This window comes from Pseudomonas sp. Wu6 (assembly GCF_019891515.1).
GTDB classification, from domain to species: Bacteria; Pseudomonadota; Gammaproteobacteria; order Pseudomonadales; family Pseudomonadaceae; genus Aquipseudomonas; species Aquipseudomonas orientalis_A.
In genome coordinates, this window is sequence record NZ_JAFLXH010000027.1 from 84,929 (window position 1) to 91,516 (window position 6,588).

Consider the following 6,588-nt stretch of genomic DNA (forward strand, 5'->3'; position numbering starts at 1 on the left):
CACCCCCCGCTTGGATGCCGCGCCATGTTCATGTCCACCAGTCTTCTGTCAGCCTTTATGCTGTTCGCTTTCGTGTCTTCGATCACCCCCGGGCCCAACAACACCATGTTGCTGGCCTCCGGCGTGAATTTCGGCTTTCGCCGTTCGATGCCCCATGCGCTGGGTATCAGCATCGGGTTCATGGTGCTGGTGATTTGCGTGGGGCTGGGCCTGGGCGAAGTGTTCAAGCTGTTCCCCTGGGCGTACACGTTGCTTCGTTATGTCGGTGCTGCCTATCTGCTGTACCTGGCGTGGAAGATCGCCAACGCCGGCGGCATGGCGGACAGCGATGACGAACAGGGCAAGCCGATGACTTTTCTTGGCGCGGCGGCGTTCCAGTGGGTCAACCCCAAGGCGTGGATCATGGCACTGGGCGCGATCACCACCTACACGCCGGCCGAGGGTTACGTGACCAATGTGCTGGTGATTGCGCTGGTGTTTGCCGTGGTCAACCTGCCGAGTGTGTGCGTGTGGGTCGGCTGCGGCAGCGGCTTGCGCAGTGTCTTGCGCGAGCCGCGTTGGTTGCGGGCATTCAACTGGACCATGGCGGGGTTGCTGGTGCTGTCGTTGTATCCGATGCTTTTTGTCGGGTGACAGCCCCACTAGACCGGCGAAATGGTCGCCAGCATGCCGATGCCGATGGTCAACACCAGAAAACCGAACAGGAAAATAGCCATCTTGGTCATAAGGCCTCCAAAGGGAAGGGGGACGACAGGAATGTCGGATGGCGCCATTGTCCGCTTCGGGCGGTTTTCGATACAGAGGCAGATGGCGCGGAAAAAACCGTATCAGATGGCGCGCCAGCGCCTGGATCGCAGGTTTCAGGCGCTACAGGTTTTTGCTGATCAGCCGCCGGGAGTGAGACAGCCACCGCGTTTGCCCCTAAGATAGCGCCCACTGCATCAACAATAAGAGTGGGCCAACCCTCGATGGAAAGACGCCAGTTCAGCGGTGGCATGAAGGGTAAGAACCTGCGCTACCTCAATGACAATCCCCAGCAGACGGCGGCGGTCACCCGTATCGGCTTCCTGCTGCTCGAACACTTCTCGCTGCCTGCCTTCACCCAGACCCTCGACACGCTGGTCACCGCCAACCTGCTGCGCCCCGAGCTGTTCGCGACGCGCACGTTCGGGTGGGACGAGCGCGAGATTATCAGTGACCTGGGCCTGGTCATCCGTCCCGATGCGCGCCTGGAACCTTCGGTGTTGCAGGATTTGGACCTGCTGGTGATCTGTGGTGGATTTCGCACCGAACTCAAGGCCAGTGAAGACTTCATCCATATCCTGCGCGCCGCTGCCGAACAGGGTGTCGGGCTTGCCGGCCTGTGGAACGGCTCATGGTTTCTCGGCCGCGCCGGGTTGTTGCAGGGCTATCGTTGCGCTATCCACCCGGAGCATCGTCCGGCGCTGGCGGAGGTGTGCAAGGCCGCGCAGGTCACCAGCGAGCCCTATGTGATCGACCGCGACCGCCTCACCGCTTCCAGCCCCTCGGGTGCCTTCCACATGGCCCTGGACTGGATCAAGAGCCTGCACGGCAAGGCGTTGGTCGAAGGCATCGAAGACATCCTCGCCTTCGAGGAGTCGCGCTACCGACGCATCAAACCGACCGAAAACGTCTGCGTCAGCGCACCGCTGCGCGAAGTGCTCAAGCTGATGGACGCCAACCTGGAAGAGCCGCTTGAGCTCGACCAGCTCGCCGTCTACGCCGGCCGCTCGCGCCGCCAGTTGGAGCGCCTGTTCAAGGAGCAACTGGGCACCACGCCGCAGCGCTACTACATGGAGTTGCGCGTGACCGAAGCGCGGCGCCTGTTGCAGCACACCGAGCTGTCGCAGGTGGACGTGCTGGTGGCCTGCGGTTTTGTGTCACCGAGTCACTTCAGCAAGTGCTACAGCTCGTATTTCGGCTATCGCCCCTCTAAAGAAAAGCGGCTGGTCAAATAGGCGCGAACAGGTGGCTTTATCAAAATCGCGCCATTCGATACGCCTGCACCCCAGGCACTGCTTCACCGCTTGCCAACTGAGCGATTTTTTCCGCCGTCACCGCCGCCTGGGTCAATCCCAGGTGCTGATGACCGAACGCAAGCAGCACCTTGCCGTCGCACACCCGGTCGATGATCGGCAGCGAGTCGGGCAGGGAGGGCCGAAAGCCCATCCATGGCGTGGCGTCGGCTGCGTTCAGCGGCTGGCGGAACAGGCCGTTGCTCAAGCGGTGCAACTGCCACGCTCGCTGCATATTGGCCGGACGTTCCAGGCCGGCGAATTCCACGGTGCCGGCCAGGCGCAGGCCGTCGGCCATGGGGGTCATGATGAATTTGCGCTCCAGTGAGGTGACGGCGAAGGGCAGGCGCTGGTGTTCGTGGGGCAGCATCAGGTGATAGCCGCGCTCGGTGTCCAGCGGCACGCGCTTGCCGGTGAGGGTGGCGGTGAGACGGGCCGAGTGGGCGCCGCAGGCGATCAGGACCTGGCGCGCGGTGACCACGCTGTGCTCCGTCATCAATGACACACCGTCATTTTCCACGCGGCCATCCACGACGCGCTGTTGCAGAAAGGTCACACCCAAGGCCCTGGCCGCGTTCACCAACTCGCCGACCACTGCGTACGGGTCGAGAAAATGCCCGGTGCGCGGAAAAAACAAACCGCCCTGTATCGCCTCGCTCAACTGCGGCGCCGCCGTGCGCACCGCCTGCGCCGACCAGAACGCCACCGGCACGCCTTGCTGCTGCATCCGTTGCTGCAAGGCATCCAGCGCCGCACGGGATTCGGCGCGCTCAAACACCAGCAGCGAACCGTCTTCGCGCAGCAACTGCGGGTGCCCGATAGAGCCCAACAAGCGCTGCCACGCGGCGAGGCTGGCTTCATTCAACGCGAGGAGGCCGGCGACAGTGCGCTGATAGCGTATCGGCCGCAGGTTCAGCAGCAGGCGCATGAACCAGGGCAGGGCGCGGGGCAGGTAGGTCCAGTCCAGGCGCAGCGGGCTCATGGGGTCGAGCAACATGGCCGGCAGGCGCTTGAGGATCGACAAGTCGGCGATGGGAAAGACCTGCTCGGTGGCCAGGTGCCCGGCATTGCCATAGGAGGCGCCCATGCCCGGCGCCTGCGCGTCGATCACCAGCACCTGCCGTCCTTGTCGCGCCAGTTGCAAGGCGCAGGCAACGCCGATGATGCCGGCGCCGACCACGACGATGTCGGCTGAGTGGGGATTGGCCATCGCTTATGCCTCTCTTCGGCTGTTGACCAGCAGATGACTCGCCACAGCAAGCCCGCGCCTACAGAAAATCAAGCGACGTTCTGCTCGGCCGACCAGTTGGCGTACCACTGGCGGAACAGCGCGTACTGCTGCTCGGCATAGCGGCGTTGAGCGGCGCTGAGCACATCGGTTTCGTTGAAGTGCAGGGCATAGCCCTGGTCACCGTTGAGCACCATCAAGTGCTTGTAATACAGCACCAGGTCGCAGCCTTCGTCGAACGAGGACAGCACCGCCAGCGCGGCTTCCAGCTCGCGGGCCTGGCGCCGGGCCTTGGCATCGCCCGTGGCGGCTTGCTTGCTCAGCGCCACCAGTTGCAGCACTTCACGGGGCAGCGCGTTGCCGATGCCGGTGATGGCGCCGGTGGCGTTGCAATTGACAAAGCCGTGCACCACCTGGGTATCGACACCTACCATCAGGGTCACGTCGTCGTCCTGGGAGGTAATGTTTTCCGCCGCATAGCGCAGGTCGGCGGCGCCGCCGAATTCCTTGAAGCCGATCAGGTTCGGGTGTTCGCGGCGCAGTTCGAAGAACAGCTCGGCGCGGGTGGCGAAGCCGTAGTACGGGCTGTTGTAGATCACCGCCGGCAGGTTGGGCGCCGCCTTGAGGATCGCCGCGAAGTGGGCCTTTTGCGCGGTGGCCGAGGCGCCACGGGACAGCACACGCGGAATCACCATCAAGCCATGCGCGCCGACCCTGGCCGCATGCGCCGCGTGAGACACGGCCTCACGGCTGTTGGCCGCGCCGGTGCCGACGATGGTCGGTACGCCGGCGGCCACCAGGCGCGCCACGCCTTTCTGGCGCTCGGCTTCGGTAAGCAGCGGCCAATCGCCCATGGAACCGCAATACACCACGGCGCTCATGCCGATATCGATCAGTTCGCGACCCTTGGCCACCAGGGCATCGAAGTCCGGTTTGCGCGCGGGGGTGCACGGTGTCATCAGGGCGGGCATGCAACCGGTGAAGATGTTGTCGCTCATGGTGCTGACTCCTTGGTATTGAGTAGGGGGGAAGGGCTCAGATGCCCCAGGCAAACGGGTCCTGCTCGTCGATCAGCAAGATGCTGTCGGCGGTCATGTGGGCGCGGCCGGTGATGAACGGGCGTACGCGCTCGCCGTCCCATTCGTAGCGGGCCTGGAATTGGCTGCCGGTGATGCTGGCCTGGACCCAGGACTCACCGGGGCCGAGTTTGCCGTCGCCCGCCAGGCAGGCGAGCTTGGCGCTGGTGCCGGTGCCACAGGGGGAGCGGTCATAGGCCTTGCCGGGGCACATCACGAAGTTGCGGCTGTCGGCCTCGGTGTCGTCGGCGAACAGTTCGATGTGGTCGATCAGCGCGCCGTCTTCGCCGTAGATGCCCTGGGCTTCAAGGGCCTTGAGCATGGCCCAGGTGTAGTCGGTGAGGGCGTCGACGTTGCTCATCTGCAGCGCCTGGCCGTGGTCGGACACCAGGAAAAACCAATTGCCGCCCCAGGCGATATCACCCGCCACCGCGCCGTGGCCGGGCACCTGCACTGAGACGTGCCGGCGATAGCGATAGGCGGGCACGTTGCGCAGGGTCACCGCGCCGTCGGCGTGCAGCGTGGCCGCCACGGGGCCCACCGGGGTGTCGAGGGTGTGCACGCCCGGCTCGATCAGCCCCAGGTAGTGCAGCGAGGCAACCAGGCCGAGGGTGCCGTGGCCGCACATGCCCAGATAACCGGCGTTGTTGAAGAAGATCACGCCGCAGGTCGCGCCCGGGGTGACCGGCGCGCAATACAGCGCCCCCACCAGCACGTCGTTGCCGCGCGGTTCCAGCAGGCAGGCGCGGCGCCATTGATCATGGTGGCTGCGCAGGTCGTCGAGTTGAGCGGCAATGGTGTCGCCGGTCAGCGCAGGAAAGCCATTCATGATCAGGCGTGTGGGTTCGCCGCCGGTGTGGGAGTCGATAACGTGCAGGCGTTTCATGCAAGGCTCCATCAGTGAGTGGCTGGAGAAAGTTGGGCGCTGTAGTGATCGTCACTGACGGCTTCGCTTTCATCGTCGTCGCTTTCCAGGCGCACCAGGTAGGCAGTGGCGCTATCGTGAACCCCCTAAGCGGGCGCCGATTGATGGTTTGCGTCGGGATGGATGACGAATTCAGCACAGTTTTCAGCGCTCGACAGGGTCCCGGGCATGGGGCAATCTGCTCGGCGTCGGGGTCAGAAACGGGCGATGAAGATCATGGTTCAGCACGTGTTTGCGAGTCTCTTGCAGGGCAGTCGCCCCCACAGCATCGAGCAGTTGCTGACAGGCGCGGCGCAGCTGTTGCCGTTGCTGGACGTGATCCCCAACGCGGCGTTTTTCATCAAGGACATCGAGGCCCGCTACGTGCTCGCCAACCGCACCCTGGTGCAGCGCTGCGGCCTGCGGCAACTGCAGCCGCTGTTGGGCAAGACCAGCGCCGAGGTATTCCCGGCGCAACTGGGGCCGGGCTATACCGAGCAGGACCAGCGTGTGCTGCAGCAGGGTCTGGTGCTGGAGGACCAGCTTGAGCTGCACCTTTACGGCAGCCGCGAACCGGGCTGGTGCCTGACGCACAAATGGCCGCTGTATAACGCTGGCGGCGCGATCATCGGCCTGGCCGGCATTTCGCTCGACCTGCAGTCGGCCAGCCAGACCCACCCTGCCTACCAACGCCTGGCGGCGGTGGACGAACATATCCGCGCTCACTTCAACCGCCGTGTCACCCTCGGGGAGCTGACGCGCATTGCCGGTATCTCCGTGGCGCAGTTGGAGCGCTATTGCAAGCGGGTGTTCCACCTTACGCCCCGGCAAATGATCCAGAAGGTGCGGCTGGAGCATGCCCACCGATTGTTGCACTCCGAACTGCCGATTACCGACGTCGCCTTGCAGTGCGGCTATACCGACCACAGTGCGTTTACTCGACAGTTCAAGGCGTCGACCGGGTTTACGCCCAGGCAATATCGGCAGGCCACGCAATAGGCGTGGGAGGGGGTTTGCTCCCGATAGCGGCCTCAGGGCCGACCGGGATTTTGTGTCGATCCTGGCCCAAATGTGGGAGGGGGCTTGCTCCCGATGGCGGCCTCCGGACCGACCAGGATTTTGTGTCGATCCTGGCCCAAATGTGGGAGGGGGCTTGCCCCCGATGGCGGCCTCAGAGCCGACCAGGATGTTGGATCAGACCGAGTACATATCCGTTTCTGCGGTAACGGCTGATTAGGGTTCCGCCCTGACGGCGGCTCACTTTTGAAAAGCGCAAAAGTAAGCAAAACGCTCTTGCCCCACCACTCGGCACCTCGCCTAGGCTCGGTGTGCCCTCTCTCCGGC

7 protein-coding genes are annotated in these 6,588 nt (G+C 64.1%); 3 read left to right on the forward strand and 4 right to left on the reverse strand.

All coding sequences use genetic code 11. The features are described 5' to 3' along the window. Positions 1-24: 24 nt before the first annotated feature. Positions 25-633: a LysE family translocator gene (locus tag J1G34_RS18820; RefSeq protein ID WP_065893265.1), complete on the forward strand. Its 609-nt coding sequence runs from the start codon at positions 25-27 to the stop codon at positions 631-633. Positions 634-641: 8 nt separating this feature from the next. Here the strand turns inward: J1G34_RS18820 and J1G34_RS27305 are convergent, their stop codons facing one another. Beyond that, the gene (locus J1G34_RS27305) at positions 642-773 is read right to left on the reverse strand and encodes a hypothetical protein (protein ID WP_256095203.1); all 132 of its coding nucleotides are present in this window, start codon (positions 771-773) and stop codon (positions 642-644) included. Between the two features lie 222 nt (positions 774-995). Between J1G34_RS27305 and J1G34_RS18825 the strand changes: the two genes are divergently transcribed. Next, positions 996-1,979 carry a GlxA family transcriptional regulator gene (locus tag J1G34_RS18825; RefSeq protein ID WP_065885586.1) on the forward strand — a complete coding sequence of 328 codons (984 nt, stop codon included), beginning with the start codon at positions 996-998 and terminating at the stop codon, positions 1,977-1,979. Between the two features lie 19 nt (positions 1,980-1,998). On the opposite strand, the gene J1G34_RS18830 is transcribed toward J1G34_RS18825, so the two are convergent. From J1G34_RS18830 to J1G34_RS18840, 3 genes are all read right to left on the reverse strand, one after another. Continuing rightward, complete coding sequence (locus J1G34_RS18830; protein ID WP_065935959.1) at positions 1,999-3,246, reverse strand: NAD(P)/FAD-dependent oxidoreductase; 1,248 nt, start codon at positions 3,244-3,246, stop codon at positions 1,999-2,001. Between the two features lie 68 nt (positions 3,247-3,314). Next, on the reverse strand, positions 3,315-4,262 hold the full coding sequence (locus J1G34_RS18835) for a dihydrodipicolinate synthase family protein (protein WP_222994473.1): 948 nt from the start codon (positions 4,260-4,262) through the stop codon (positions 3,315-3,317). 37 nt (positions 4,263-4,299) lie between these two features. Beyond that, entirely contained in the window at positions 4,300-5,226 is a 927-nt protein-coding gene (locus tag J1G34_RS18840) for a 4-hydroxyproline epimerase (RefSeq protein ID WP_222994474.1), read from the reverse strand. Positions 5,227-5,481: 255 nt separating this feature from the next. Here J1G34_RS18840 and J1G34_RS18845 point away from each other — a divergent pair, with 255 nt between their 5' ends. After that, entirely contained in the window at positions 5,482-6,243 is a 762-nt protein-coding gene (locus J1G34_RS18845; protein WP_222994476.1) for an AraC family transcriptional regulator, read from the forward strand. Positions 6,244-6,588 lie beyond the last annotated feature (345 nt).

Bases quoted from the DNA above. Each gene is read 5' to 3' on its own strand.
- J1G34_RS18820 (WP_065893265.1), top strand. From the start codon at position 25: ATGTTCATGTCCACCAGTCTTCTGTCAGCCTTTATGCTGTTCGCTTTC.
- J1G34_RS27305 (WP_256095203.1), bottom strand. From the start codon at position 773: ATGGCGCCATCCGACATTCCTGTCGTCCCCCTTCCCTTTGGAGGCCTT.
- J1G34_RS18825 (WP_065885586.1), top strand. From the start codon at position 996: ATGAAGGGTAAGAACCTGCGCTACCTCAATGACAATCCCCAGCAGACG.
- J1G34_RS18830 (WP_065935959.1), bottom strand. From the start codon at position 3,246: ATGGCCAATCCCCACTCAGCCGACATCGTCGTGGTCGGCGCCGGCATC.
- J1G34_RS18835 (WP_222994473.1), bottom strand. From the start codon at position 4,262: ATGAGCGACAACATCTTCACCGGTTGCATGCCCGCCCTGATGACACCG.
- J1G34_RS18840 (WP_222994474.1), bottom strand. From the start codon at position 5,226: ATGAAACGCCTGCACGTTATCGACTCCCACACCGGCGGCGAACCCACA.
- J1G34_RS18845 (WP_222994476.1), top strand. From the start codon at position 5,482: ATGGTTCAGCACGTGTTTGCGAGTCTCTTGCAGGGCAGTCGCCCCCAC.